The sequence below is a fragment of the Sphingomonas echinoides genome (assembly GCF_029623395.1).
GTDB classification, from domain to species: domain Bacteria; phylum Pseudomonadota; class Alphaproteobacteria; order Sphingomonadales; family Sphingomonadaceae; genus Sphingomonas; species Sphingomonas echinoides_A.
The window spans coordinates 42,787-67,005 of the sequence record NZ_JAPYKK010000016.1 but is presented as its reverse complement, the minus strand read 5'-3'; the positions used below and the strand labels follow the sequence as shown (position 1 = coordinate 67,005).

At 66.6% G+C, this 24,219-nt stretch carries 29 protein-coding genes; 16 read left to right on the top strand and 13 right to left on the bottom strand.

All coding sequences use genetic code 11. From position 1 onward, the window contains the following. Position 1 precedes the first annotated feature (1 nt). The 6 genes from mnmE to hemE all read right to left on the bottom strand — a co-directional run bounded on the left by mnmE (position 2) and on the right by hemE (position 5,307). A complete protein-coding gene (gene mnmE / locus QBJ92_RS11480) occupies positions 2–1,291 on the bottom strand; it encodes a tRNA uridine-5-carboxymethylaminomethyl(34) synthesis GTPase MnmE (protein ID WP_277969829.1) in 1,290 nt (429 codons plus the stop codon). Then, complete coding sequence (locus QBJ92_RS11475; RefSeq protein ID WP_277969828.1) at positions 1,291–1,515, bottom strand: DUF6489 family protein; 225 nt, start codon at positions 1,513–1,515, stop codon at positions 1,291–1,293. Before QBJ92_RS11475 ends, mnmE begins: the two co-directional genes overlap by 1 nt. A gap of 97 nt (positions 1,516–1,612) precedes the next feature. Continuing rightward, positions 1,613–2,254 (bottom strand): YjbE family putative metal transport protein, encoded by a 642-nt coding sequence (locus QBJ92_RS11470; protein WP_277969827.1) that lies wholly within the window; start codon positions 2,252–2,254, stop codon positions 1,613–1,615. Between the two features lie 116 nt (positions 2,255–2,370). Next, positions 2,371–3,627, bottom strand: a complete 1,257-nt coding sequence (rho, locus tag QBJ92_RS11465) for a transcription termination factor Rho (RefSeq protein ID WP_277969826.1) — start codon at positions 3,625–3,627, stop codon at positions 2,371–2,373. Between the two features lie 190 nt (positions 3,628–3,817). Then, a complete protein-coding gene (locus tag QBJ92_RS11460; protein WP_277969825.1) occupies positions 3,818–4,276 on the bottom strand; it encodes a CopD family protein in 459 nt (152 codons plus the stop codon). After that, positions 4,276–5,307 (bottom strand): uroporphyrinogen decarboxylase, encoded by a 1,032-nt coding sequence (gene hemE / locus QBJ92_RS11455; RefSeq protein ID WP_277969842.1) that lies wholly within the window; start codon positions 5,305–5,307, stop codon positions 4,276–4,278. Before hemE ends, QBJ92_RS11460 begins: the two co-directional genes overlap by 1 nt. 337 nt (positions 5,308–5,644) lie before the next feature. On the opposite strand from hemE, the gene QBJ92_RS11450 reads away from it, so the two are divergent. The 11 genes from QBJ92_RS11450 to QBJ92_RS11400 all read left to right on the top strand — a co-directional run bounded on the left by QBJ92_RS11450 (position 5,645) and on the right by QBJ92_RS11400 (position 12,583). Continuing rightward, positions 5,645–6,472: a pyruvate, water dikinase regulatory protein gene (locus tag QBJ92_RS11450; RefSeq protein WP_277969841.1), complete on the top strand. Its 828-nt coding sequence runs from the start codon at positions 5,645–5,647 to the stop codon at positions 6,470–6,472. 38 nt (positions 6,473–6,510) lie between these two features. Continuing rightward, the gene (locus QBJ92_RS11445; RefSeq protein ID WP_431358395.1) at positions 6,511–7,065 is read left to right on the top strand and encodes a Maf family protein; all 555 of its coding nucleotides are present in this window, start codon (positions 6,511–6,513) and stop codon (positions 7,063–7,065) included. After that, entirely contained in the window at positions 7,062–7,874 is an 813-nt protein-coding gene (locus QBJ92_RS11440; protein WP_277969823.1) for a shikimate dehydrogenase family protein, read from the top strand. The genes QBJ92_RS11445 and QBJ92_RS11440 overlap by 4 nt, the downstream gene beginning before the upstream one ends. Further along, the gene (gene coaE, locus QBJ92_RS11435) at positions 7,871–8,470 is read left to right on the top strand and encodes a dephospho-CoA kinase (protein ID WP_277969822.1); all 600 of its coding nucleotides are present in this window, start codon (positions 7,871–7,873) and stop codon (positions 8,468–8,470) included. The genes QBJ92_RS11440 and coaE overlap by 4 nt, the downstream gene beginning before the upstream one ends. A 4-nt stretch (positions 8,471–8,474) precedes the next feature. Further along, positions 8,475–9,164, top strand: coding sequence for a DNA polymerase III subunit epsilon (gene dnaQ / locus QBJ92_RS11430; protein WP_277969821.1), 690 nt, complete (start codon positions 8,475–8,477; stop codon positions 9,162–9,164). 97 nt (positions 9,165–9,261) lie between these two features. After that, the gene (hpf, locus tag QBJ92_RS11425; protein ID WP_277969820.1) at positions 9,262–9,852 is read left to right on the top strand and encodes a ribosome hibernation-promoting factor, HPF/YfiA family; all 591 of its coding nucleotides are present in this window, start codon (positions 9,262–9,264) and stop codon (positions 9,850–9,852) included. An 84-nt stretch (positions 9,853–9,936) separates the two neighbouring features. After that, positions 9,937–10,404, top strand: a complete 468-nt coding sequence (locus QBJ92_RS11420) for a PTS sugar transporter subunit IIA (protein ID WP_277969819.1) — start codon at positions 9,937–9,939, stop codon at positions 10,402–10,404. Next, positions 10,394–10,858, top strand: coding sequence for a PaaI family thioesterase (locus QBJ92_RS11415; protein WP_277969818.1), 465 nt, complete (start codon positions 10,394–10,396; stop codon positions 10,856–10,858). The genes QBJ92_RS11420 and QBJ92_RS11415 overlap by 11 nt, the downstream gene beginning before the upstream one ends. Next, complete coding sequence (locus QBJ92_RS11410) at positions 10,855–11,196, top strand: DUF1491 family protein (RefSeq protein WP_277969817.1); 342 nt, start codon at positions 10,855–10,857, stop codon at positions 11,194–11,196. The genes QBJ92_RS11415 and QBJ92_RS11410 overlap by 4 nt, the downstream gene beginning before the upstream one ends. Positions 11,197–11,351: 155 nt before the next feature. Then, entirely contained in the window at positions 11,352–11,981 is a 630-nt protein-coding gene (locus tag QBJ92_RS11405) for a cell wall hydrolase (RefSeq protein ID WP_277969816.1), read from the top strand. 32 nt (positions 11,982–12,013) lie between these two features. Further along, complete coding sequence (locus QBJ92_RS11400; protein ID WP_277969815.1) at positions 12,014–12,583, top strand: MmcB family DNA repair protein; 570 nt, start codon at positions 12,014–12,016, stop codon at positions 12,581–12,583. A gap of 27 nt (positions 12,584–12,610) precedes the next feature. On the opposite strand, the gene QBJ92_RS11395 is transcribed toward QBJ92_RS11400, so the two are convergent. Further along, on the bottom strand, positions 12,611–13,225 hold the full coding sequence (locus QBJ92_RS11395; protein WP_277969814.1) for an ankyrin repeat domain-containing protein: 615 nt from the start codon (positions 13,223–13,225) through the stop codon (positions 12,611–12,613). Positions 13,226–13,304: 79 nt separating this feature from the next. Between QBJ92_RS11395 and QBJ92_RS11390 the strand changes: the two genes are divergently transcribed. Genes QBJ92_RS11390 through QBJ92_RS11380 form a run of 3 tightly spaced genes read left to right on the top strand, consistent with a single transcriptional unit; the run spans position 13,305 to position 15,024 of the window. Then, entirely contained in the window at positions 13,305–13,913 is a 609-nt protein-coding gene (locus QBJ92_RS11390) for an SCO family protein (protein WP_277969813.1), read from the top strand. After that, positions 13,901–14,341 (top strand): YcgN family cysteine cluster protein, encoded by a 441-nt coding sequence (locus tag QBJ92_RS11385; RefSeq protein ID WP_277969812.1) that lies wholly within the window; start codon positions 13,901–13,903, stop codon positions 14,339–14,341. The genes QBJ92_RS11390 and QBJ92_RS11385 overlap by 13 nt, the downstream gene beginning before the upstream one ends. Continuing rightward, complete coding sequence (locus QBJ92_RS11380) at positions 14,338–15,024, top strand: M48 family metallopeptidase (protein WP_277969811.1); 687 nt, start codon at positions 14,338–14,340, stop codon at positions 15,022–15,024. The genes QBJ92_RS11385 and QBJ92_RS11380 overlap by 4 nt, the downstream gene beginning before the upstream one ends. Here the strand turns inward: QBJ92_RS11380 and QBJ92_RS11375 are convergent. From QBJ92_RS11375 to QBJ92_RS11355, 5 genes are all read right to left on the bottom strand, one after another. Then, on the bottom strand, positions 14,988–17,165 hold the full coding sequence (locus tag QBJ92_RS11375; protein ID WP_277969810.1) for a transglycosylase domain-containing protein: 2,178 nt from the start codon (positions 17,163–17,165) through the stop codon (positions 14,988–14,990). The two genes, QBJ92_RS11380 and QBJ92_RS11375, sit on opposite strands and share 37 nt — an antisense overlap. Positions 17,166–17,264: 99 nt before the next feature. Then, on the bottom strand, positions 17,265–17,681 hold the full coding sequence (gene msrB, locus QBJ92_RS11370) for a peptide-methionine (R)-S-oxide reductase MsrB (protein WP_277969809.1): 417 nt from the start codon (positions 17,679–17,681) through the stop codon (positions 17,265–17,267). Between the two features lie 4 nt (positions 17,682–17,685). Further along, on the bottom strand, positions 17,686–18,816 hold the full coding sequence (locus QBJ92_RS11365; RefSeq protein ID WP_277969808.1) for an NAD(P)/FAD-dependent oxidoreductase: 1,131 nt from the start codon (positions 18,814–18,816) through the stop codon (positions 17,686–17,688). Continuing rightward, the gene (locus QBJ92_RS11360) at positions 18,795–19,481 is read right to left on the bottom strand and encodes a methyltransferase domain-containing protein (RefSeq protein ID WP_277969807.1); all 687 of its coding nucleotides are present in this window, start codon (positions 19,479–19,481) and stop codon (positions 18,795–18,797) included. Before QBJ92_RS11360 ends, QBJ92_RS11365 begins: the two co-directional genes overlap by 22 nt. Then, a complete protein-coding gene (locus QBJ92_RS11355; protein WP_277969806.1) occupies positions 19,478–20,551 on the bottom strand; it encodes a type III polyketide synthase in 1,074 nt (357 codons plus the stop codon). Before QBJ92_RS11355 ends, QBJ92_RS11360 begins: the two co-directional genes overlap by 4 nt. A gap of 185 nt (positions 20,552–20,736) precedes the next feature. On the opposite strand from QBJ92_RS11355, the gene QBJ92_RS11350 reads away from it, so the two are divergent. After that, on the top strand, positions 20,737–21,447 hold the full coding sequence (locus QBJ92_RS11350; protein WP_277969805.1) for a phosphatase PAP2 family protein: 711 nt from the start codon (positions 20,737–20,739) through the stop codon (positions 21,445–21,447). After that, positions 21,444–22,277 (top strand): inositol monophosphatase family protein, encoded by an 834-nt coding sequence (locus QBJ92_RS11345; RefSeq protein WP_277969804.1) that lies wholly within the window; start codon positions 21,444–21,446, stop codon positions 22,275–22,277. Before QBJ92_RS11350 ends, QBJ92_RS11345 begins: the two co-directional genes overlap by 4 nt. A gap of 32 nt (positions 22,278–22,309) precedes the next feature. On the opposite strand, the gene htpG is transcribed toward QBJ92_RS11345, so the two are convergent. Beyond that, positions 22,310–24,205 carry a molecular chaperone HtpG gene (gene htpG / locus QBJ92_RS11340; RefSeq protein WP_277969803.1) on the bottom strand — a complete coding sequence of 632 codons (1,896 nt, stop codon included), beginning with the start codon at positions 24,203–24,205 and terminating at the stop codon, positions 22,310–22,312. Positions 24,206–24,219 lie beyond the last annotated feature (14 nt).

Genomic DNA, 24,219 nt, shown 5'->3' with positions numbered 1-24,219 from the left:
ATCACTTCCCGATACAGAAGCGCGCGAAAATCGAGTCGAGGACATGCTCGATCCCGCTGCGTCCTGAAACTTGATCCAGAGTGCGCAGCGCCCCGCGTACCTCCTCCGCGATGACGAGGAGATCCTCGGATTGCTGCACCGCACCCAAGTGGCGTGCGCAGGCGACAAGTAGCGAGCGCTGCCGGGCGTTGATCGCAATCGCATCTTCTTGCGGAAGGAGCGCTGCGGCACGACGGTCGATTTCGTCCCACACTGCGTCGAGGCCCGTGCCGGAGCGCGCAGCGATTGCCAGACGTCCCGCGGGTGCACTCTCGCGCCCGGCGACGTCAGCGCGCGCATGGATCAGGAGATAGCCGTCTTGTTGTGGCGCAGCATCATCGAGCCACACGACGATGTCCGCCCCCGCCATCGCCGCCCGGGCGCGCGCGATCCCGATCTCCTCGATCTCATCCCCCGGAGCGTCGGTCAGACCGGCAGTATCGGTAAGGTTGTAGGCAATCCCCTTGCGGACGACCAACGCCTCAATCCGGTCCCGCGTCGTACCCGATATGGGGGATACGATGGCAACGTCCCGTCCGGTCAACGCATTGAGCAGCGTGGACTTTCCGCTATTTGGCGGCCCCGCGATGACGACCCGTACGCCATCGTGCAGCCGTTCCACCGGGGGTGCCGACACCAGCTGGTCGATCGCCTGCGCGATGGTCGCGATCGTCGCGGTCAGGCGCGCGACCGGAACGTCGCTCACGTCGTCCTCGTCCGAAAAGTCGAGCGCCGCTTCGATTTCGGCGGCGATCGCGACGAGGCTGTCGGTCCAGCGATCGATCTCCGCGCGGAGCCCGCCTTCCGCCACCCGGAGCGCCGCGCGGCGCTGGGTTTCGGTCTGGGCGGCCAGCAAGTCGCCAAGGCCTTCGGCTTCGGTCAGATCGATCCGGCCGTTCGCCAGCGCGCGTCGGGTGAATTCGCCGGCGTCGGCATGGCGCGTCCCCGGCACTGCGGCGATGGCGGCTTCGACCGCCGCGACCACCGCACGACCGCCGTGAAGATGGAACTCGACCAGATCCTCGCCGGTCGCGGTCGTCGGTCCCGGGAAGTACAATGCTAGCGCACGGTCGAGCAGTGCCCCGGTTTGCGGGTGATGCAGCGCGCGCACCGCGGCGCGGCGCGGCGCCGGCACGGACCCGGCAAGCGCGATCGCGACATCCCGCGCGCCTGCCCCGCTGACCCGGACGATCGCGATCGCCGCGGGCGGCGCACCGCTCGACACCGCATAGATCGTCGCCTCTTGCGCCACTATTTCTTCGCGGTCTCGAACATCTGGCGCCACATCGCCATCCCCGCGTCGCCCATCGGCATCCAGCTGCGCATCACGGTTTCAAGCATTTCGGGCGCGACCGATCCGTCCATGCCGCTGGTCAGCATCGCGAGATATTTCTCGTGCACCGGCGCCATATCGGGCAGCCCCATGAACCGCCGCGCCTCCTCTGGCGTGCAATCGACTTCGACGTTGATCTTCATCGTGGCTTCTCCGCTCCAGCGGGCGAAGGGCCCCCGCGCTGCATCATCCGCCCTGTATGCGCGCGAACCGGGGAAGATCGCAACGTCTGTCCGGCGCTCAGCGGTGTCCGAGCACTGTCAGGACGCCGACTTCGGGATCGACCACGCCATCGAAGATCATCCGGCCCGCGACGAACAGGATCACGATCAGCCCGATATAGGCGATCCAGGCGTGCTTCTCGATGATCCGCGCGATGAAGTTCGCCGCGACCGCCATCAGCGTGACCGACAGGGCAAGCCCAAAGAACAGCACCGAAGGGTGCGCTCGCGCCGCCCCGGCGACCGCCAGGACGTTGTCGAGGCTGAGCGACAGATTGGTGACCGCGACCTGGATCGCCGCCTGCGCGAAGCTCTTGGGGGGCTTGGGGACGTGCCCGACCGCGTCGCCGTCGTCGTCCGCCCCATGCGCACGGATCTCGCCGAACAGCTTGTACGCGACCCACAGCAGCATCAGGCCGCCGACCAGCAACAGCCCGACGACATGGAGCAACTGCGTCGCGATCAGCGCGAAACCGATCAGGCACACCAGCGCCATGACGATGCCGAGCCCGAGCACCTGCTTGCGCTGCTTGGGCGGCAGGCCCGCGGCAAGCGTCCCCAGCACCATCGCATTGTCGCCCGAGAAGATCAGGTCGATCAGAATCACCTGACCAAGCGTCGCGAGCCCCGCGGCGGTGAAAACGTCGGCGATATCGAACATGGGTTACCCTTGCGCGGCGATCCACGCGGGCAAGGCGAGCGCCGTGTCCCGGTACAGTCGAGCCGCGGAAAAACGCGCTTGGCCGCAGGACGATGTCCTGCGGCCAAGCTGGAGGATTACTGGTTCATGCTTTCGAAGAAGTCTTCGTTGGTCTTCGAATTCTTCATCTTGTCGAGCAGGAACTCCATCGAGTCGATCGTGCCCATCTGCATGAGGATGCGGCGGAGCACCCACATCTTGGAGAGCTTGCTCTGGTCGACCAGCAGCTCTTCCTTACGGGTGCCGGACTTGCCGACGTCGAGCGCGGGGAAGATGCGCTTGTCCGCGACCTTGCGGTCGAGCACGATTTCCGAGTTACCCGTGCCCTTGAATTCCTCGAAGATCACTTCGTCCATACGGCTGCCGGTATCGATCAGCGCGGTCGCGATGATCGAGAGCGAACCGCCCTCCTCGATGTTGCGCGCGGCGCCGAAGAAGCGCTTCGGGCGCTGGAGCGCGTTGGCGTCGACACCGCCGGTCAGCACCTTGCCCGACGAGGGTACGACGGTGTTGTAGGCACGCCCAAGACGCGTGATCGAGTCGAGCAGGATCACGACGTCCTTCTTGTGTTCGACCAGACGCTTGGCCTTTTCGATCACCATTTCGGCGACCTGGACGTGGCGCGTCGCGGGTTCGTCGAAGGTCGAGCTGACCACCTCGCCCTTGACCGAGCGCTGCATGTCGGTGACTTCCTCGGGGCGCTCGTCGATCAGCAGGACGATCAGAAACACCTCGGGGTGGTTGTCGGTGATCGCCTTGGCGATGTTCTGGAGCATCACCGTCTTGCCGACGCGCGGGGGTGCGACGATCAGCGTGCGCTGGCCCTTGCCCTGCGGCGAGATGATGTCGATCACGCGCGCCGACTTGTCCTTGACGGTCGGGTCGGACGGATCGAGCGTGAGCTTCTGCTCTGGATAGAGCGGCGTGAGATTGTCGAAATTGACGCGGTGACGGACCGCATCGGGATCGTCGAAATTGACCGCGGTGAGGCGGACCAGCGCGAAATAGCGTTCGCCGTCCTTCGGCCCGCGGATCTCGCCTTCGACCGTGTCACCGGTGCGCAGGCCGAACTTGCGGACCTGGTTGGGCGAAATGTAGATGTCGTCGGGACCTGCAAGATAGTTCGCCTCGGGGCTGCGCAGGAAGCCGAAGCCGTCGGGCAAGACCTCGATCGTGCCGAGCCCCATGATCTGCTCGCCCTGCTCGGCCTGGACCTTGAGGATCGCGAACATCAGGTCCTGCTTGCGCAGCGTCGACGCGCTCTCGATGCCGAGTTCCTCGGCCATCGCGACCAGCTCGGCCGGCTTTTTGTTCTTGAGGTCTTTGAGATGCATTTCGGGCGTCCGGAGCATGAAGATGCGAGGGAGGAGCTTCAGTCGGCGAAAGGTACGCGACGATGCTTGAGGAAGGATACAGTAGCCGAACGGCGCGAAGCCGTCGCACTACAATACCGCCGCCAGATACGACCGTCCCGGGAAGGCGTCAAGGCGCGACGTTGGGGCGCTACGTTGAGCGGCGCTTGCGTCAGAACGGCTGGACGATCGCCAGGATCACGATGAAGGTCACCAGCACCGCCGGCACTTCGTTGATCATCCGCAGCCGGCGCCCGGTTAGCGTCGGCTTGCCCGCCTTGAGCTTGCGCGCGTAACCGACGGCCCAGCCATGATATCCGGTGAGGATCACCACCAGCAGCAGCTTGAGATGCAGCCAGCCGAGCCCTGCCCCGCCCGAAAACAGCCCCGCATTCGCCGCGAGCAGCAATCCGAGCACCCAGACGACGATCATCGCGGGGGTCAGGATGATGGTGCGGATCTTGTGTTCGCGCTCGACCCACAAGGCGGCGTCACCCCCCGCGCCCGCCAGCGCTTCCTGATGATAGACGAGATAGCGCGGGAGCATGAACAGCCCCGCCATCCAGAAGATTACGAAGATCAGATGCGCCGCCTTGACCCAGAGGTAGGCGTTGCCGAGCATTCCAGCCATCATGCGGTCCGTACGAAAGCGAGCAGCTGCTCGACATGCGCGATCGGCGTGTCCTGCAGGATGCCGTGCCCAAGGTTGAAGACGTGCGGGCGGCCCGCGAACGCCTCGAGAATGCGGGTTGCCGCGCGTTCGAGATCGCGTCCGCCGGCGATCAGCGCGAGCGGATCGAGATTGCCCTGCACCGGCATGCCCTCGGGCAGATTGGCCGCGGCCCATTCCGGATTGATCGTCTCGTCGACACCGACCGCATCGACCCCGGTTTCGCGCGCATAGATCGGCAATTTCTCACCGGCCCCCTTCGGAAAGCCAATCACCGGCACGCCCGGGTGCCGCGCATGGAGGGCGGAGACGATCGCGGCGTTTGGCGCAATCACCCAGCGTTCGAATTGCGCGGGGCTGAGGCTGCCCGACCAGCTGTCGAACAACTGGACCGCCTCGACGCCTGCGACGATCTGTTTCGACAGATAGTCGACGGTCGAAGCGACGATCGCGTCGATGATTTCGCCGAATGCCTTGGGGTCGGCGTAGGCGAACCGGCGGGTCTCGCTCTGGTCCCGGCTGCCCTTCCCCGCGACCATATAGGTCGACACGGTCCAGGGGCTCCCTGCGAAGCCCAGGAAGGTCGTTTCGCTGCCCAGCATCGCGGCGACCTGCCGGACCGTCTCATAGACCGGCTCCAGCCGCTCTGGGGCCTGTTCGAGCGATGAGAGAGCGTGGTCGACCAGCGGTGGAGTCAGAGCGGGGCCTTCGCCGACCCCGAAGGTGAGTCCCTGCCCAAGCGCGGCGGGGACCATCAGGATGTCCGAAAACAGGATCGCGCCATCGAATCCGAAGCGGCGGATCGGCTGGATCGTGACTTCGGCCGCCGCTGCGCTGTCGTTGACCAGCGCGAGGAACCCGCCCTTTTCTGCGCGTAACGCCCTGTATTCGGGCAAATATCGCCCGGCCTGCCGCATCAGCCAGATCGGCGGGATGGCCTGGCGCTGACCCTTGAGGGTCGCGAGCAACGGCTTGAACGGCGCCTCGGACATTGGCCCGGCGAGAGTCGGTTCGGGAAGGATCGCGGATCCCCTCTTCAATAAGAGTCTAGATTCTTAGGAGGTAATAAGAGTTGTTGGTCGGTGAGAGTCGGGGCTTAGGCATTTGTCCCGGAAATGCCAACAGGCCGGGCTGAATCGCGCGACCGATTCAGCGAGACGATCGGCGATTCCATCCCCATGATTCACAGGCTGTGGATAAATCCGGTGGCTGTGCACGCGATTGTGGAAAACTCCGGCGTTTTCCACCGTTCGCGGCGGGTTTGCGCGGCCTAGAAGTTACGCTAGCGGTTATCCCCATGTTATCCACAGGCCTTTCCAAGGGACGCGGCTGATGCGGCTCCATCTCCACTTGCTGTCGGATTCGACCGGCGAGACGCTCGAGAACATCGCCAAGGCGGCGCTCGCGCAATATGACGACGTCGAGACGATCCGGCACTTCTGGCCGATGGTGCGCACCGAGGCGCATCTCGAGCGGATCCTCCAGGAGATTTCGCAGAATCCGGGTCTGGTGCTGTTCACCCTGGTGAACAGTGCGACCCGCAAGACGCTCGAAACCCGCTGTCGCGCGCTCGGATTGCCCGCGGTTGCGCCGTTGGATGGCGTGACGGGGGCGCTATCGGGGCTGTTGGGACAAGCGGCGAAGGCGCGTCCGGGGCGGCAGCACGTCCTCGACGCCGCCTATTTCGCGCGGGTCGACGCGATTCAGTTCACGATCGCGCATGACGACGGAATCCTCGCCGAGGATTGGGAGGAAGCGGACATCGTGCTTGCGGGCGTTTCGCGCTCGTCCAAGACCCCGACGTCGATCTATCTCGCGAACCGCGGGTTCAAGACCGCCAACATCCCGATCGTGGTCGAAAGCCCCCCGCCGCCAAGCCTGTATACGCTCAAGCATCCGATCGTCGTCGGGCTGACGACGAGTGCGGATCGGCTGATCCAGGTCCGCCGCAACCGCCTGCTGTCGCTCAACCAGAAGACCGAAACCGCCTATGTCGACCAGGAAGCGGTGACGCGCGAAGTCGCCTATGCGCGGCGCATGTTCGCGGACAACGGCTGGCCGGTCATCGACGTGACTCGCCGCTCGATCGAGGAAACTGCCGCCGCCATTATCGCCCTGGTCGGCGAACGCGGCCTTATCCCCCGGAGTGACCTGTGAAGCTGATCCTCGCCTCGCAAAGCGCGTCGCGGCGCGCCATGCTCGCCGCAGCGGCGATCCCGTTCACCGCAGTTTCGGCGAGCGTCGACGAAGAGTCGGTCAAGACCACGCTTCTCGCGGAAGGCCTTGCGCCGCGCGACATGGCGGATGCGCTGGCCGAGCTGAAGGCGATCAAGGTGTCGTCGCGGGAACCGCAGGCGCTGGTGCTGGGGTGCGATTCCGTCGTCGTGCTCGACGACGGGTCGATGCTCGACAAGCCCGTGTCGCGCGAGAATGCGCGCGCGCATCTGATGCGGCTTTCGGGCAAACGGCACGATCTCGTCAGCGCCGCGGTGATCGCGGAGGCGGGTCGACCGGTCTGGCGCGTGGTCGATCGGGCGAAAATGCACGTGCGGCCGCTGTCGGAGGCGTTCATCGAGACGTATCTCGACCAGGAATGGCCCGAAATCGCCGGGTGTGTCGGGTGTTACCGGATCGAGGGCCCCGGCGCGCAACTGTTCACCCGGATCGAGGGGAGCCAGTTCACCGTCCTCGGCCTGCCGTTGCTGCAGGTGCTCGATTATCTACGCATTCGCGGAGTGATGCCGTCATGATCTACGCAGAAGTCATCGGCGACCCGATCGCCCATTCGAAATCGCCGATCATCCACGGCTTCTGGCTAGATGCGCTCAAGCTGGAGGGCGCTTACCGCGCGCATCATGTCGCGCCCGAGGGGCTGGCGGCCTATTTTGCCGAGCGGACCGCCGACCCCGACTGGCGCGGCTGCAACGTCACGCTGCCGCACAAGCAAGCGGTGTTCGACCATATTGCCGATCCGGGCGACGTGCGTTCCTCGATCGGCGCCGCGAACACCGTGTTCCGGGGCGAGGACGGCGCGTTCCTGTGCACCAACACCGATGCGGCGGGCTTTTACGCGCCGCTCGACGGGCTCGACCTGACTGGCGCGCCGGTGGTGGTCATCGGCGCCGGGGGGGCCGCGCGCGCGGTGCTGTTCGCGCTGGCGAAGCTCGGGGTCGGCCCGGTCACGATGCTCAACCGCAACGTGCTGAAGGCGGCGGCGTTGCTGTCGTCGTTCGGGTTGAAGGGCCAGGCGCTGCCGCTCACCGCGCAACTGCCGCCCGCCGCGCTGGTCGTCAACGCGAGCGCACTGGGGATGACGGGGCAGGCACCGCTGACGATCGACCTGGATCCGCTTCCGCAGGACGCGCTGGTGTACGACATCGTCTATGCGCCGCTCGAGACTCCGCTGCTGGCCGTGGCGCGGGCGCGCGATCTCGACACGATCGATGGACTCGAAATGCTGATCGGCCAGGCCGCGCTGGCGTTCGAGCTGTTCTTCGGCGTGGCGCCGCCGCGCGATGAAGACCACGACACCCGGCTGCGGGCGTTGCTGACGGCATGATCACGATCGGCCTGACGGGTTCGATCGGGATGGGCAAATCGACCGTCGCGGCGATGTTCGCGGACGAAGGCGTGCCCGTGTTCGATGCCGACGCCGCGGTCCACCGGTTGCAGGCGTCCGACGCGACGGTGATTTCGGCGATCGAAGCCGCCTTTCCCGGCGCGACCGGCGCGGGTGGGGTGGATCGCGCCAAACTCGGCCCGATGGTGCTTGGCAATGCTACGGCGCTCGCGCGGCTGGAAGCGATCGTCCACCCCGCGGTGCAGGCGGAGCGCGCGGCGTTCCTTGCTGCGCATGCCACCGCTCCGTTGGTCGTGTTCGACATTCCCCTGCTGTTCGAAACCGGGGGCGAGTCGCGAGTCGACGTGGTCGTCGTCGCCTCCGCACCCGACTCGGTGCAGCGCGCGCGCGTTCTCGCGCGTGCCGGGATGACTCCGGACAAGCTGGAAGCCATCCTTGCCCGTCAACTCCCCGATCCCGAAAAGACCGCGCGGGCGGATTATGTCGTTCCGACAGGGGGTTCGCTGGATACGACACGTGACGCGGTGCGGCGGATCATCGCTTGCCTCACGGCCCGCAAAACCCCACTATCCTGAGTCTATGAGAGAGATCATCTTCGACACCGAGACCACGGGGTTCAGTTTTGCGGATGGCGACCGCATGGTCGAAATCGGATGCGTCGAGATGATCAACAAGGTCGAGACCGGCCGTACCTTCCACGCCTATTTCCACCCCGAACGCGCGATGCCGCCCGAGGCGCAACGCGTCCACGGCCTGAGCGACGCCTTCCTGGCGGACAAGCCGCTGTTCCACCACGGCGCGGAGGCGCTGCTGGACTTCCTCGGCGACAGTCCGTTGGTCGCGCACAATGCCAGCTTCGATTTCAGCTTCCTCAACGGCGAGCTGACGCGGTGCAGTCGCGCGGCGATTGCGATGGATCGGATGATCGATACCGTCGCGATGGCGCGGACGCGGCATCCCGGGGCCAAGCACAACCTCGACGCCTTGTGCAGTCGCTATGGCATCGACCGCAGCCATCGGACGCTGCACGGTGCCTTGCTCGACGCGCAATTGCTCGCGCAAGTCTATGTCGAGCTGACCGGCGGGCGGCAGATCGGGCTCGGTTTGATCAGCGCGCCGGTCGCGAGTGCGCAGGCGGTGACTCACGCGATTCCGTCCAAGGTTCGCCCCGCGCGCAGTTTTTCGGTGCCGGAGGCGGATCGTGTTCGGCACGCAGCGTTTATGAAGTCTGTGGTCAATCCTCTATGGGGAGGCGAGACCGCGAACTGATTCAACCTATTGGGGGGTCGAGGCGTCCGACAGACGTCATCTACCAGCCGGAACACCCGAAAAGCGGGGTCTGGCGAAACAGTATGGAGAAGTGCTCATGGATATTCGGGTTTCCGGCCACCAGGTCGAAACGGGCGACGCGCTCAGGACCCATGTCGACGAGCGACTCCAGGGCATAGCGACGAAATATTTCGCGCGCACGATCTCGGCGCAGGTCACCCTGGGCAAGGGGCCGCACGACAACCGCTTTACCTGCGACATCGTCTGTCACGTCATGCAGGGGTTGATCCTCAAGGCCAGCGGCGACGCGGCCGATGCGCATGCCGCGTTCGACCAGGCCGCAACGAAGATCGAGAAGCAGCTCCGCCGCTACATGCGCCGCCTGAAGGATCGCAGCGCCGCTGCCACCAGCGCAGCGACCGAAGCCGCCGATATCGCCGCCAGCGACGCGGGCTACACGCTGTTCCAGGAACATGTGACCGAAGAGGAAGCCGAGGATTACCCGCTGATCATCGCCGAAACGCGGGTCGACATTCCCGACGCGTCGGTCTCCGATGCGGTGATGATGCTCGATTTGCGCAACACCACGGCGCTGTTGTTCCGCAATTCGGGGTCGGGCACGTACAACATGGTGTACCGCCGTGGCGACGGGACGATCGGCTGGGTGGAGCCGCAGCGCGTGTCGTAATGTTTCGCTCCGCTTTCGCCGATCCGTGATCGGCGCTATGGGCCCGCGCAAGCACCCGTGCTTGACGCGGGCTCAAGGATTGCGATGACTGACTTGCACGACCTTCTGAGCGCCGACGCGGTGCTCGAACGCGAATCCGCGGGCACGCGCAAAATGCTGTTTCAGCGCCTCGCCGCGGTTGCCGCGAAACTCTATGGAGTCGATGCCGCGGCGGCGGCGGAAGCGCTCGTGGGGCGTGAGAAACTGGGGTCTACCGGGTTCGGTCGGGGGGTTGCGACGCCGCATGGCCGGATCGCGGGCCTGCCCCGCGTCGTCGCGGTGTTTGCGCGGCTGACCAATCCGATCGATTTCGCCGCGGTGGACGATCTCCCCGTCGATATCGTGGTCATGCTGTTGTCGCCGACCGATGCGGGTGCCGAGCATCTCAAAGCGCTCGCACGGGTATCGCGCATGTTGCGCGACGCGAATTTTGTCGACAAGTTACGTGGCGCAGGGTCGCGCGACGCCCTCGTCGCCTTGCTGATGGCGGGTGAAGCGCGCGATGCAGCCTGATCCGGCACTGTCGGGCGAAGCGGCGCATTTCCGCGCGCTCGAGCAATTGTACGCCGCGGCGCCGATCAATCGCCTGTTCGACTCCGTGCTGGAGATTCCGTCCGCGGGCGTGGCGCGCATTCGCTTCACGATCCACCCCGATGTGTTCCACGCCGGGGGTGCGGCGCACGGGACGAGCTATTTCAAGATGCTCGACGACGCCGCCTTCTATGCGGCCAACAGCCTGGTGACGGATCGCTTCCTGCTGACGACCGCGTTCAACCTGTTGCTGACCAAACCGCTGCGCGCCGGACCGGTGGTGGCGGAAGGACGCTGGGTTTCGGGGCACCGCCGGGTGTTCGTCGCAGAGGCGCGACTGATCGATGCGGAGGGCGACGAGGCCGCGCGGGGCACGGGCACGTTCATGCGCTCGCAAATGCCGCTCGCTACCCTCCCCGGCTACCGGGTCGCATGAGTAACGGGTTGCCGACCGGGTTGATCGTGTCGGCGCTGCTCAAACGCGTCAACGATGCTGGCGGCATGGGCATGGTGCGCGCACGCGGCGAACCGTCGTCCGGGTCTATCTTATTGATCCTAAACGATTATTCCGGAAATACGAAGGTCCTGGAACGTGCGCTCGGGCCGACCGGGACTCCGGCGCTGATTCCTGCCGGTCCGTCGGACACGTCCGATCGAGTCGCGCGGGAGTCCTATTGGCGGCGCCGGCGCGATCGCGATCCGGATTTGTGGGTGATCGAACTGGACATCGCGTCGCCGGAACGATTCGCCGCAGAAACGATCCTGGCAGGTTGACCGGGCCGGTGCAGACCTGAATAGGCGGTCCATCGATTGAGCGTTGTGCTTCACCGGGTGCGATCCGGTAGAGTTACGCAGTCGGGGGGCTGTCCGGAGGAGACGATCGAAAGGTCGCTCTGTCTTCGTGCACCAACCGCATTTTTGTAGTTTGAATGTCGTTTGCTAACCGCGTCGCCACCTGTGCGACCATGATCCTTACCGCAGCCGCCATCATCGGCGCGGGCACGCCGGGCTTCGCTCAGCAACTCGATCGGGCCATTAACGCCCCGGTCGTTGCAACGGTTCCCGAAGTCGGCGTCGTACAGGACGCGGAAATTACCGAACCCGATACGGCACAGGCCGATACCCTCCAGGATGGCGATACGGTCGCTTACGGTACGCTCGACGCGGCGGTAGCCGCACAATCGGTCCCCGACGACATGGGCGACGAACTGCAGTGCATGGCCGGCGCGATCTATTTTGAAGCCAAGGGCGAGCCGCTCAGCGGCCAGCTGGCGGTCGCTGAGGTCATTCTCAACCGCACCAAGTCAGGTAACTTCCCCAAGTCGGTCTGCTCGGTCGTTACCCAGCGTGGCCAGTTCTCGTTCGTTCGCGGCGGTCATGTTCCGTCGATCCCGTCGAACCGCCAGTATCGCACCGCCGTTGCGGTCGCGCGCGTTGCGCTTGCCGACAGCTGGGACAGCCCCGCATCGAGCGCGATGTATTTCCATGCGCGCCAGGCCACCCCGGGCTGGCATCGCCAGCAAGTCGCCGCCATCGGCAATCACATCTTTTATCGCTGAACGGATCGCGTCGGGTTTGACGCGTTCGTGAAATGTTCTACGGTTGCGGCATGTTGATCGACGTGCCGCACGCCCCGGAGCAAACTTCGCAGCAAACTTCGCAGCAAACCCCGCCGCAATCCTGCGTGGACACGCCGGGATCGCCGCTCTGCGCCGCCGATGTCGCGCGGGGCACGATCCGGATGCTGCTCCGCCACGATCTGGTGGCGCTGTCCGAGGTGCCGCTCGACGGCAATCGCCGCGCGGACCTGATGGCGATCGATGCGCGCGGGCAGATCGTCATCGTCGAGATCAAGGTTTCGCGCGCCGATCTGCTCGGCGACAGCAAGTGGACCGAGTATCTCGGGTGCTGCGACCGATATTATTGGGCCGTCCCCGCCGGGTTCGATGCCAGCCCGCTCGAGCGCGAAGGGTTCCTGCCCGAACGGACCGGAATCATCATCGCGGATCGCTACGATGCGGCGATCCAGCGCGAGGCGCATACCGATCCCTTGTCCGCCGCGACCCGAAAGCGGGTGACGCTCGCCTTCGCCCGGCGTGCCGCGCGGCGGATGATCGCGCTGACCGACCCCGAAGCGGACGGCCTCGCGTTCCGCACGTGACGGTCGCGGAGGCGCCCGCTCCCTAGGTTAGAGCTTGGGGCCGGAAACGACCTTGCGGACCTTCTTCGGGGCGGCGTCGATCAACGCGGCGATCGCGGGCGTGCGCTTGTCCTGATGCGCATAGTCGCGCGCGGACGAACCCTGCAGCAGGTCCTTCTGGTCGGGGTCCGCCCCCAGGTCGAGCAAGCTGCGCACCATCGTCGCATCGCGGCGCTGCACCGCGCGGATCAGCGCGGTCTCACCGCTCGCATTCCCCTGATTGACGTTCGCGCCGCGCTTGGCGAGCGTTTCGATCATGTCGGTCGATCCCAGCCCGGCGGCGATCAGCAACGGCGTTTCGCCGCGATCGTTCTTCAGGTTGGGGTCGGCCCCGCGCGCGAGCAGATAGTTGAGATAGGTCGAGTCCTGCCGGCGCACGACGATGTGCAGGGCACCATCGCCATTGGTCACGTCGCGCGCGTTGATCACCGTCGCGCCGGGCTTGTCGAGGAACTTGGTGACCTCGTCGCCCTTCCCGTCCTTGATCGCCTGCAAGAACTTATAGCCTTCCGATTGACCCAATTGCGCGACGGCCGGCGTCGCCAGGATCGCGATGGGAGCGATGGAAAGCGTCAGCGTGCTGACGAGGAAGCGGAAAGTCATCGGAGAAATGTCCTGACAGAAGGCGAAACCGGTGCAATGCTTGCGTGCCGCGACCTAACAGATCATGACGGAACACGCCATGAACCAGATCGTCCGCGCGCTGTCCGCCCTAGTGCTTGTCGCGCTTCCCATAGCCTGTAGCAGCCCCGTTTCGACCGGCCCTGCCGCGACAACCCACGCGCCGCTGGAAGGCGCGCGGATCGGCGCGCCGTTCGCGCTGACCGACCAGGACGGCAAGCCGCGCACCGACCGTGATTTTGCCGGGCGGTATCGCATCATGTATTTCGGTTATACCTTCTGTCCCGACGTCTGCCCGACCGACATGCAGACGATCGGCGCGGGGTTGCGGCTGTTCGAACAGAAAGACGCAACGCGCGCCGCGAAGGTCGTCCCCGTCTTCGTCACGGTCGACCCGGCGCGGGACACGCCCCCGGTGCTCAAGGCGTTCGTCACCGCGTTTCACCCACGGATGGTCGGGCTGACCGGGAGCCCCGCCGCGATCGCGGCGCTGACCAAGGCGTATGGTGTCGCGGTCGAGGCGGAGAAGCCCAATGCCGATGGCGGATATCTCGTCGCGCACGGGCGTTTTGCGTTTCTGATGGATCCGGCGGGCAAACCGGTGGCGCTGCTCCCGCAGGATCAGACGCCGCAAGCGGTTGCGGACGAACTCGAACGGTGGGTCAAGTGAGCAGCAAATTCTGGGAAGAGCCGATCGACACGCTCGACCGCGGGCAGTGGGAAGCGTTGTGCGACGGGTGCGGCAAATGCTGCGTCCACAAGCTCGAGGATGAGGAGACGGGCGAGCTGCTGCCGACCAACGTGTCGTGCCGGCTGCTCGACCGTGCGACCGCGCTGTGTTCGAACTACAAGCACCGTCACGCCTATGTCAGCGAATGCGTGCGGCTGAGCCGCGACAATGTCCGCACGATCGACTGGCTGCCGTCGACCTGCGCCTATCGCCTGCGCGCGGCGGACGAGCCGCTGCACGAGTGGCACTACCTCGTCTGCGGCGACCGTGAGGCGGTGCATCGCGCGGGGCAATCGGTGCGCGGCTGGACCGTGTCCGAGGATGATGCGGGCGATCTCGAATATCATCTGGTCGACCGCGAGTTGTGAGCGAACCGCTCGAGGTCGTCCGCAACGCGCGTGCGCGGCGCGCGCGGCTTTCGGTCGATAGCGCGACCGGGCGCGTCCGGCTGGTCTTGCCCCCGCGTGCCGCGCTCAAGCCTGCGCTCGCCTGGGCGGCGGACAAGGCGGACTGGATCGCGGAGCAACGCGCGCGCCTGCCGCGTGCGGTACCGTTCGAGCCGGGAATGGCCTTTCCATTCGAGGATGGCACGCTGACGATCGTGTGGGACGAGTCCGCGTCGCGTCGGATCGTGCGGGATGGCGACACCTTGCGCTGTGGTGGTCCGCGCGATGGTCTGTCGCGGCGGATCGCGCTCTGGTTGCAGCGCGAGGCGTTGCGCGTCCTGAGCGAGGAGACCGCCGAATTCGCGGCGCGCGCGGGCGTGACGGTCCTCAAGGTCGCGGTTGGCGATCCCAAGTCGCGCTGGGGGAGTTGCGCGTCGAGCGGGACGATCCGCTACAGCTGGCGGCTCATCCTGATGCCGGTCTTCGTGCGCCGCTCGACCGTCGCACATGAAGTCGCGCATCGGTTGCACATGAACCACGGACCGCAGTTCCACCGCGTGGTCGCGTTACTGGACGAAAGCGATCCGGCGCGGTCGCACGCTTGGCTGCGCGCACACGGCGCGGCGCTTCACTGGGTCGGGCGAGGGTCCGCGACGGGCGCCTGACGCTCGCGCGGGGGCCGGGGCGGGGTTGCGCGTGGCGCGTCGCGCCCCAGGACATGATCGAGCCACGCCTGATCGAGTTTCTCGCCATCCGCAGGGCGTTCCGAACCGTCCGTTCCCTGCGCCGGCGCCTGGTCCGGGCGTTCGGCGGGGCGCGGCTGCCGCACGATGGGGTTGCCGTCCTGGTCGACCTGCTGCCCCTCGACCGGTGCCGGGGTGACACCGGGTTCGAGCGGGGTGCCGTTTTCATCGACGAACAGGCCGTTGTCGGCTTCTCCGAAATAGGATTCCTGGTCGGGCTCCAGCTGATATTCGGGCAGCGTCACCTTGGTGTCGAACTGCTCGACTGGGCGGTTCGCGACCGCGACCTTCATGAAGGCGGCAAACGCGCGAGCCGGAGCGGTGCCGCCGTGCAAGCCGGCAATCGGCTTGGCGTCGTCACGGCCCATCCACACCCCCGTCGTCAGCCCGCTCGAGAAGCCGAGGAACCAGCCGTCCTTGCTCGACGTCGTCGTCCCGGTCTTGCCCGCGACCGGGCGCCCGATCTGCGCAGCGCGGCCGGTGCCGGTGTTGACCGTGGTCTGCAGCAGGTCGGTCATCTGCGCGGCGACATAAGGGGCGACCAGGACGTGGCTGGTGTCGATCGACTGGGCGTAAATCGTCTCGCCCGACGTCGTCACCTTGGTGATCCCGTACGGCGTCACCGCGACGCCCTTGTTGCCGACGCTGGCGAATGCGCGCGTCATGTCGATCAGCCGCACGTCCGACGTGCCGAGCACCATCGAGGGATGCGTGTTGACCTTGGTCGTGATCCCGAACCGCCGCGCCATATCGGCGACGGTCGAGAAGCCGACTTCCTGCCCGAGCTTCGCGGCGATCGTGTTGAGCGAATAGGCAAACGCGGTGCGCAGCGAGACCGCGCCCGAGTTGCGGCGTGAGTCGTTGCGCGGGCTCCACCCGTCGATCGTGATCGGCTCGTCGACGATCGAATCCTCAGGCTTGTGCCCCGCCTCGAGCGCCGCGAGATAGACGAACAGCTTGAACGCGGAGCCGGGCTGGCGCTGCGCCTGGGTCGCGCGATTGTAGATCGAGGATACGTAATCGGTCCCGCCGACCATCGCGCGGACCGCACCGTCACGGTCGATCGCGACCAGCGCGCCTTGCGCGCCCGGCGGTGCATTGGCGCGGATCGCGGCGTCGGCGGCGCGTTGCATCCCGAGATCGAGCGTGGTCCACACTTCGAGCGGACGCTGCGTCTCGTCGATCAGCACTTCGAGCTGCGGCAAGGCCCAGTCGGTAAAGTAGCGGACGCTGTTCTGCCGCGGTTCGGGCGCGAGCTTGACGTCCTTGGGGTTGGCCTCGGCCGCTTGTTCGGCGGTGATCGCGCCGGTTTCGCGCATCAGACCGATGACCACCCCGGCGCGGCCAACCGCAGCCTCGGCATCAGCGGTGGGGGAATAAGCGGACGGCGCCTTGACCAGGCCCGCGATGATCGCGGCTTCGGACAGGCTCAGCGTTTCCGCGCCGTGACCAAAGAAGCGCCGCGACGCGGCATCGATGCCGTACGCGCCGCCGCCGAAATAGACCTTGTTGAGGTAGAGTTCGAGGATCTGGTCCTTGCTGAACTTGCGCTCGAGCGCGAGCGCGAGCAGCGCCTCACGCGCCTTGCGCCCGTAGGTATACTTGTTCGACAGGAAAATCGTGCGCGCGACCTGCTGCGTGATTGTCGAGGCGCCCTGCAGGCGACGCCCGTTCCCGCGGTTGTTGAAGGCAAAACGGATCGAGCGGGCAAGACCGATCGGATCGACGCCGAAGTGCGAGCGGAACCGGCGATCCTCGACCGAAACCATCGCTTCGCGCATCACCACCGGGATCTTGTCGTACGACAGCCAGTCGCCATAACTCGGCCCGAGCGAGACGATCACGGTGCCGTCCGCGGCGTGGACGCGGATCATCTGACCGTTGGGCGACGACTTCAGCTCGTCATAGCTCGGGAGCTGGCTTTCGGAAATGTAGACGGTGATCGCGAGCACCGCGAACGCAACCACCACCAGCCCGGTCAGGATCTGCAACGCGAGCACGAGCCGTCGGCGCCACAAGGGCGCACGCGCAGAACGGGGGGAAGAAGCGGAAGAGCGGGCCATGCGCGGAGGAGAGCGTTAAGGCTTGCCGAACCATCCGGCAAGCCATGCCGTGGCAATCGATGCCACGGGAGCCCTCGGTCCGTCGATCAGGCCCATCCCTCAGACACGCGCCTCGTCGCCATTTCCACGCGCGCGGAAATCGAGGCTGAGCGAATTCATGCAATAGCGCAGTCCGGTCGGCGGCGGACCGTCGGGGAAGACGTGACCGAGATGCCCGTCGCACCGCGCGCACCGCGCTTCGGTGCGGGTCATGCCGTGGCTGACGTCAGTATGGTTGGTCACGTTCTCGGGATCGATCGGCTGGGTGAAGCTCGGCCAGCCCGAGCCGGAATCATATTTGTCCGCCGAATCGAACAGCGGCAGCGCGCAGCCGCCGCAGCGATAGATTCCGTCCGCCTTGTTGTTATTGTACCGTCCGGAAAACGCCCGCTCGGTCCCGGCTTCGCGCAGCACGTGATACGCTTCGGGGCCGAGCTTCTTGCGCCACTCGGTTTCGGACAGGGTGATGTGCTCCATGGACTTAGTTTTCCTGCTGAGACGCTGCGTGGTCAAGGGTCGAATGGCCGATCCTGGTGGCACGTGCGATGATATCGATCAGTCCCGGTACGTGGCCGACCAGCGGAAGCAGGGCCGCGCCTAGTCGCGGCCGTTCCGCCACGTCGCGCACCAGTCCCGCCAGGCGGATCGGCCGGGCAGTCGCCGCCGCGAAATCGCGCTGGAAGCGCGGTGCCGCCGCCGCACCGCCCTCGATATAGGAACGGCCCGCACGGATGCCACTGGCGATCGCGATTCCCATCCCCTCGCCCGCGAGCGACGGAATGACGCCCGCCTGATCGCCGAGCCGGAATACGCCGTCATCCGTCCGCTGCGCGCGCCAGCCATAGGGAACGTTGGCGATCGCATCGATCGGTTCGCGTCCCGTCCGGAACGCTAGCCGTTCGCCCAGCGGGGGGTGATCGCGCGCCAGCACGTCGAGCAGCGCGGCGGGGGATCCGGCGGCCAGCATCTTGGAGCGATGCACCGCCATGCAGACATTGGCGCTGCCGTCTTCCTGCAGGACGATGCCGACATAGCCGCGATCGAACAGGTGCAATTCGATCGCATCGCCGATCAGGCGCGTAAGCCCGGGTGCGGACGCGAGCCGGACGCGCAGCCCGAGTACCGGATCCGCCCCGCGCGCTGCGCTCGGACGCGCGGAACCCCGCACGTCGTGCTTACCATTGGCGAGGAACAGCGCGTCGGCGACGAGATCCGTGCCGTCGTCGAGCATCGCGGTGGTGCCGCCGACGGTGCGCACGGTGACTCCGCGTTCGACCGCTGCCCCCATCGCGACCGCCTGCCGCAGCAGTACCGTATCGAGCAACCGGCGCGACACGCCATGCGCGGGGCGTGGCAGCAGTGCCTCGACCGTGCGGTCCCCGGCGAACAGGCGGGTGCGCAGGATTCGCGCGGGGCCAAGCGCGGCGGGGTCGATCCCGAGCCGCCCCAGCGACTCGAGCGTCCGCCAACTGAGGAAGCCGCCGCAGATCGCGTCGCCGGTCTCGCGGCTGCGTTCGACGAGCAGATGCGGCGCGCAGGCGCGAGCCAGCACGATCGCGGCGCTTGCGCCCGCGGGGCCTCCGCCGAGGATCAGCGCAGGTGTTCGACGCATAACCGGTACGGGAAAGCGCGGTAGACGCGCGCTTGAACGCCCGCCTCCGCCAGGATGGGGGGCCATTCGTCGGGCCGATAGGAGCGCGCGACCGAGAGCGTGCCGTCATGCCGCACGATCGGATGCCACCGCGCAAGCGCCGCGAGGATCGGAAACCCCCGGTGCGCGACCAGGTGACGGTGGAGGTCGTTGACCAGCCAGCCGCGCGCGCTTTCGCGGTCCATGAAGCGGAGAAAGGCGACGAGCTGGTCGTGCGTCATGTGATGCGCGACGAGGCTGCTGACGACGAAGTCCCACCCTTCCCCGGCGTGATCGGCGTAATCCCCGGTGACATAGCGGATCGGCAGGTCGGCTTGGGTATGCGCGGTGGCGGCGAGTGCGCTGCGCGGGTTGAGGTCGACCCCGACGAGATCCGCCTCCAGACCGCGTTGCTTGGCCCAGCGTGCAATGCGGCGGAGCATGTCGCCATCCCCGAACCCGACGTCGAGCAGCCGGAACCGAGCCATGCCCTTGGTCGCGCGGCGCAGGAAATCGAGGGTCGGTCGCGGCGCCATGGTGACGCCGTTGACCTTCGCCAGATCCCCGACCACCGCCGCATAGGTCTCGGCGGACAGATCGTCCGCGTCCATCAACTCTTCGGCGATGGTGCGCTGTTGCAGGTTCATTCCGCGCTCCGGAAGGCGAAGCCCTCCGCGGCAAGCCCCGGGCCGAACGCGAGCGCGACGCCATTGTCGATCTTCGGCCCGTCGAGCAACCGGGCGAGGACGAACATCAGCGTCGCCGACGACATGTTACCGACGTCCGCCAACACGCCGCGCGACGTTGCCAGCGCATCGTGCCGAAGCGACAGCGCAGTCTCCACCGCATCGAGGATCGATCGTCCACCGGCATGGACCGCCCAGCCGTCGATCCCCTGCGGGTCCTGCCCCCCGGTCGCCGCCGCAGCGAACACCGGATCGGCGAGTCCGGCGGCGATCCGGCCGGGCACCTCGCCCGACAGATGCATTGCAAACCCCTGGTCGGTAATGTCCCAGCGGATCAGCTCGGTGGAATCGGGGAGTGTGGTGGCGAAGGGCGCTCCCAAGGCGAAACCGGTGGGTTCCGCAGAGACCAGCGCCGCCGCCGCCCCGTCCCCGAACTGGAGCATCGCAAGCAGGGGTTCGAGCGCCGGGCTATCCTGCAAGTGCAGCGTCGACAGTTCGACGCACACCACCAGCACCCGCGCGGTCGGTTCCGACCGGACGATATGGCGGGCGCTGCGCAACGCCGCGACCGCTGCGTAACAGCCCATGAACCCGACCAGCAGCCGTTCGACGCTCGGCGCGAGCCCGAGGCGGGCGGCGATGATCTGGTCGATCCCCGGGGCCACGAACCCGGTGCAGCTCGCGACGACCAGATGCGTGATCCCGTCCAGCGCGACCTTTTCGCCAAGCGCCGCGATCGCGGTCAGTGCGAGCGCAGGCGCCGCCTCGGCATAGAGTTTCATCCGCTCTGCGGTCCCCGGCAGCACGTCGCGGGCGTAAAACCCGCCGGCATCGACCGGCGATCCGCCATCCGCGCCGATCGGCAGGATCGACCAGCGATGCTGGATCGCGGCGCGCGAGGCCATGCGATCGAACACGCGCGCGCTGCGCGGATCGGGCAAGCGCGCGCGGGCCCAAGCGATGAAAGCCGCATGGATGTCGTGATCCGGAACGGCAGTGCCGATCGCGGTAATATGGGCGTTGATGGGCAATGCACGCTTTCAGACGGACGATCGGAGAAATCCACTCGCCGTATAGATACGTTATCCTGCTGCTTTGGATCCGGGAAGCCCGGAGCTTGGCGGAATGACGGAGCCTTACCCGGTCTTCCTCGTTTCCGCAGCCTGATGTCGCGCCTTCCCGGGCGGCACCGCAGGAGCGCGCGCGTGACGAGCCAATGACGATCCGTATCCTGCAAACGCTCCGCACCCGACCCGATCGCGCCTTGCTGGCCGCGTTTGGCGTGGTGGCGGCGTTGCTGCTGTTCGTCCTGCACATCGCGTCGGAAGTCGGCGCGGGCGACACCGATGCGTATGATTCGGCGATCCTACGCGGCATCCGCGCGGCGGCAGAGCGGCCCGGGCCAGTTCCGCACGCGGTTCGCCTCGCGATGCAGGATTTTACCGCGCTTGGGGACATGACGACGCTGACGCTCGTCGTGATCCTGGTCGTCGGCGGATTGCTGATCGTGCGCAAGGTTGCGATGGCGGGGTTCCTGGTCGGCGCTTCGGTGCTCGGCACGCTGTCGGTCGAGTTGCTGAAGGCGCTGGTCGATCGACCGCGCCCGAACGTGGTCGCGCATTGGGCGACCTTCTCGCACGCCAGTTTCCCGAGCGGGCATGCCGCGGATTCGGCGATCGTCTATCTCACGCTTGCCGCGCTGGTCGCGCGCAGTGTCGAGACCCGCGCGTTGCGCGTGTATATTCTGGCGGCGGCGATGCTGCTGACGCTGCTGATCGGGCTCTCGCGCCTGTATCTCGGGGTGCATTGGCCGACCGACGTGCTGGCGGGCTGGATCGTCGGTGCAGGGTGGGCGTTCCTTGCGGCGACGGCGGCATGGTGGCTACAGGCCCGTCACGCGCTCGAAGCGCCAGGAGCCGAACGATGACCGAAACCGACCCCGTCGCCACGCTGATCCGGGACGTGGCGGACCGCATCATCCTGCCGCGGTTCCGCAATCTCGGCGCAGACCAGATCATCGAGAAGGCGCCGGGAGATCTGGTGACGATCGCCGACCGCGAAGCCGAGCAGGCGCTGTCGGAAGGGCTTCGGCGGATCGAAGGCACTGCCGCGGTGATCGGCGAGGAGGCCACGGCGGCGGACCCGTCGGTGCTCGACGCGGTCGGCGGCGCGCGGGTGTGGATCATCGACCCGATCGACGGGACCGAGCATTTCGCGGCGGGTCGCAGTCCGTTCGGCGTGATGGTCGCACTGGCGGAATACGGGCGGATCGAGGCGGCGTGGATCTATGATCCGGTGCGCGGTCGCATGTGTCATGCGCGGCGGGGCGGCGGGACCTTGATCGACGGCGTTCCGGTCACGATTCGGACCCCGGCAAACACGAAGCCGATCGCCGCGCTTGCGACCAAGTTCTTCCCCGCACCCCTGCGCGAGACGGTCGAGGCGCAGGCCGCCACCGCCTTCGATCTGGTCCCGGTTCCGCGCTGTGCCGCCGAACAATATGCGACGCTGTGCCTCAGCGGAAACCAGGTCGGCTTCTTCCTGCGCACCTTGCCGTGGGACCATGCCGCCGGATCGTTGCTGCTCGAGGAAGCGGGCGGATGCGTGCGGCGCTGGGACGGATCGCCCTACCGGCTTGACGACGGCAAGACCGGACTGCTGCTGGCGTGCGACGCAGCGACGTGGGACCTCGCCCACGCCACCCTGTTCGCCGAAAAGGCCGGGCTCGACCCGAACGCACCCCCGCCGCTCGCCTGACACGAGCCGGGGGGGGGCGGCGGGTCAGCCGATCACCCGAGCGCGCGTGTCAGCACCCGCGCGAGCCGTGCCGCGAACGCGCGCGGGTCGACCGGTTGCTCGCCGTCCGCGATCTGCGCTTCGTCGAACAGCAGATGTGCGGCATCCGCGCGCAATGCGTCCCCCTCGCCGAGCCCGGCGAGCTTAACGATCAGGTCGTGCTGCGGGTTGACCTCAAGCACCGGCTTGGCCTTGGGCGGCGCCTGCCCCGCACTCGCGAGCATCCGCTCGAGCTGACGGTCCATCCCGCTCTCTGTCGCGACCAGGCAGACAGCGCTTTCGGTCAGCCGGTCCGATGCCCGCACGTCCGACACGTCCTCGGCCAGCGTCATCTTCACGAACGCGAGGAAATCCGACACTTCGCCGCTTGCCTCGGTGGCGGGCGGGGTATTGCCCTCGAGCAACGGGATCAGTGCGAGGTCTGCGGACCCCTGCGTCACCGAGCGGAACGGCTTGCCCTGGTAATCGACGCCAGCGGTCACCCAGAAATTGTCGATCGGGTCGGACAGCAGCAACACCTCGACCCCGCGCGCGCGGAACCCCTCAAGCTGTGGCGCGGTCGCGATCCGGTCGAGATCGGTCCCGGTGACGTAATAGATCGCGGTCTGATTCTCCTTCAGCCCCGCGCTATACTCCGCGAGCGAACGCCATCCGCCGTCGGACGTCGTCGTATGGAAGCGCGACAGGTCGAGCAGCGCCGCACGGCGCTCGAAATCCTCGTATAGCCCTTCCTTGAGAACCGGGCCGAACGTCTCCCAGATCTTGAGATACGCGTCCTTGTCCGCCGTCGCGCGCTTTTCGAGCTCGGACAGGACCCGCGCGGTCACGCCCTTCTTGATCGCACCGAGCACCGGGCTTTCCTGGATCATCTCGCGCGACATGTTGAGCGGGACGTCGGACGAATCGACCAGCCCGCGGACGAAGCGCAGGTAGCGCGGGAGTAGCTCCGCCTCGTCGGTGATGAAGACGCGGTTGACGTAGAGCTTGATCCGCCCGGCGCGATCCGGATCGAACAGGTCGAACGGCTTGGACGATGGCACGAACGCGAGCACCGAATATTCGTGCCGCCCTTCCGCACGATAATGCAGCGTCAGCGCAGGGTCGTCGAACTGGCCCGAAACGCTGCGATAGAAATCGGTATAGTCGGCTTCGCTGATCGCGGACTTGGGCTTGGTCCACAGCGCCGCGCCATCAGCGATCTCGACCGGCTCGGCATCGGGCTTTTCGCGCAGCGCGATCGGCACGGGCACGTGCCCCGACTGCGCCTTGATCGTCCGCTCGACGGTGAAGCGGTCGGCATAGTCCTTCGCATCGTCGAGCAGGTGGAGCACGACGCGCGTTCCCCGCGCCGGCGCTTCGGCGAGATCGACCGGTGCGATCGTGTAGCTGCCGAGACCGTCCGACGACCAGAGCGATGCTTCGTCGCTGCCGGCGCGGCGCGACACGACGTCGACGCTTTTGGCGACCATGAACGCCGAATAGAAGCCGACGCCGAACTGGCCGATCAACTGCGTATCCTCGGCGCCTTGCGCGCCGGCGAGCTTGTCCATGAAGCTCTTGGTGCCCGACCGCGCGATCGTGCCGAGCGCATCGGTCATCTCGGCGGCGGTCATGCCGATGCCATTGTCCTCGATCGTCAGCCGTTGCGCGTCGGGATCGAGCGTCACGGTGATCTGCGGGCGGGGATCGTCGCCGAGCAGCGTGGGATCGGCGATCCCTTCGTAGCGCAGCTTCTCGCACGCATCCGCCGCGTTGGAGATGAGTTCGCGCAGGAACACGTTCTTATCCGAATAGACCGAGTGCACCATCATGTGGAGCAGCTTGGCGACGTCGGCCTCGAAGGCGTGCGTCTGCGGCGTGGCGGTGTCCGGAGCGGTGGTGGTCGTCATGGTTTGGTCGCAGC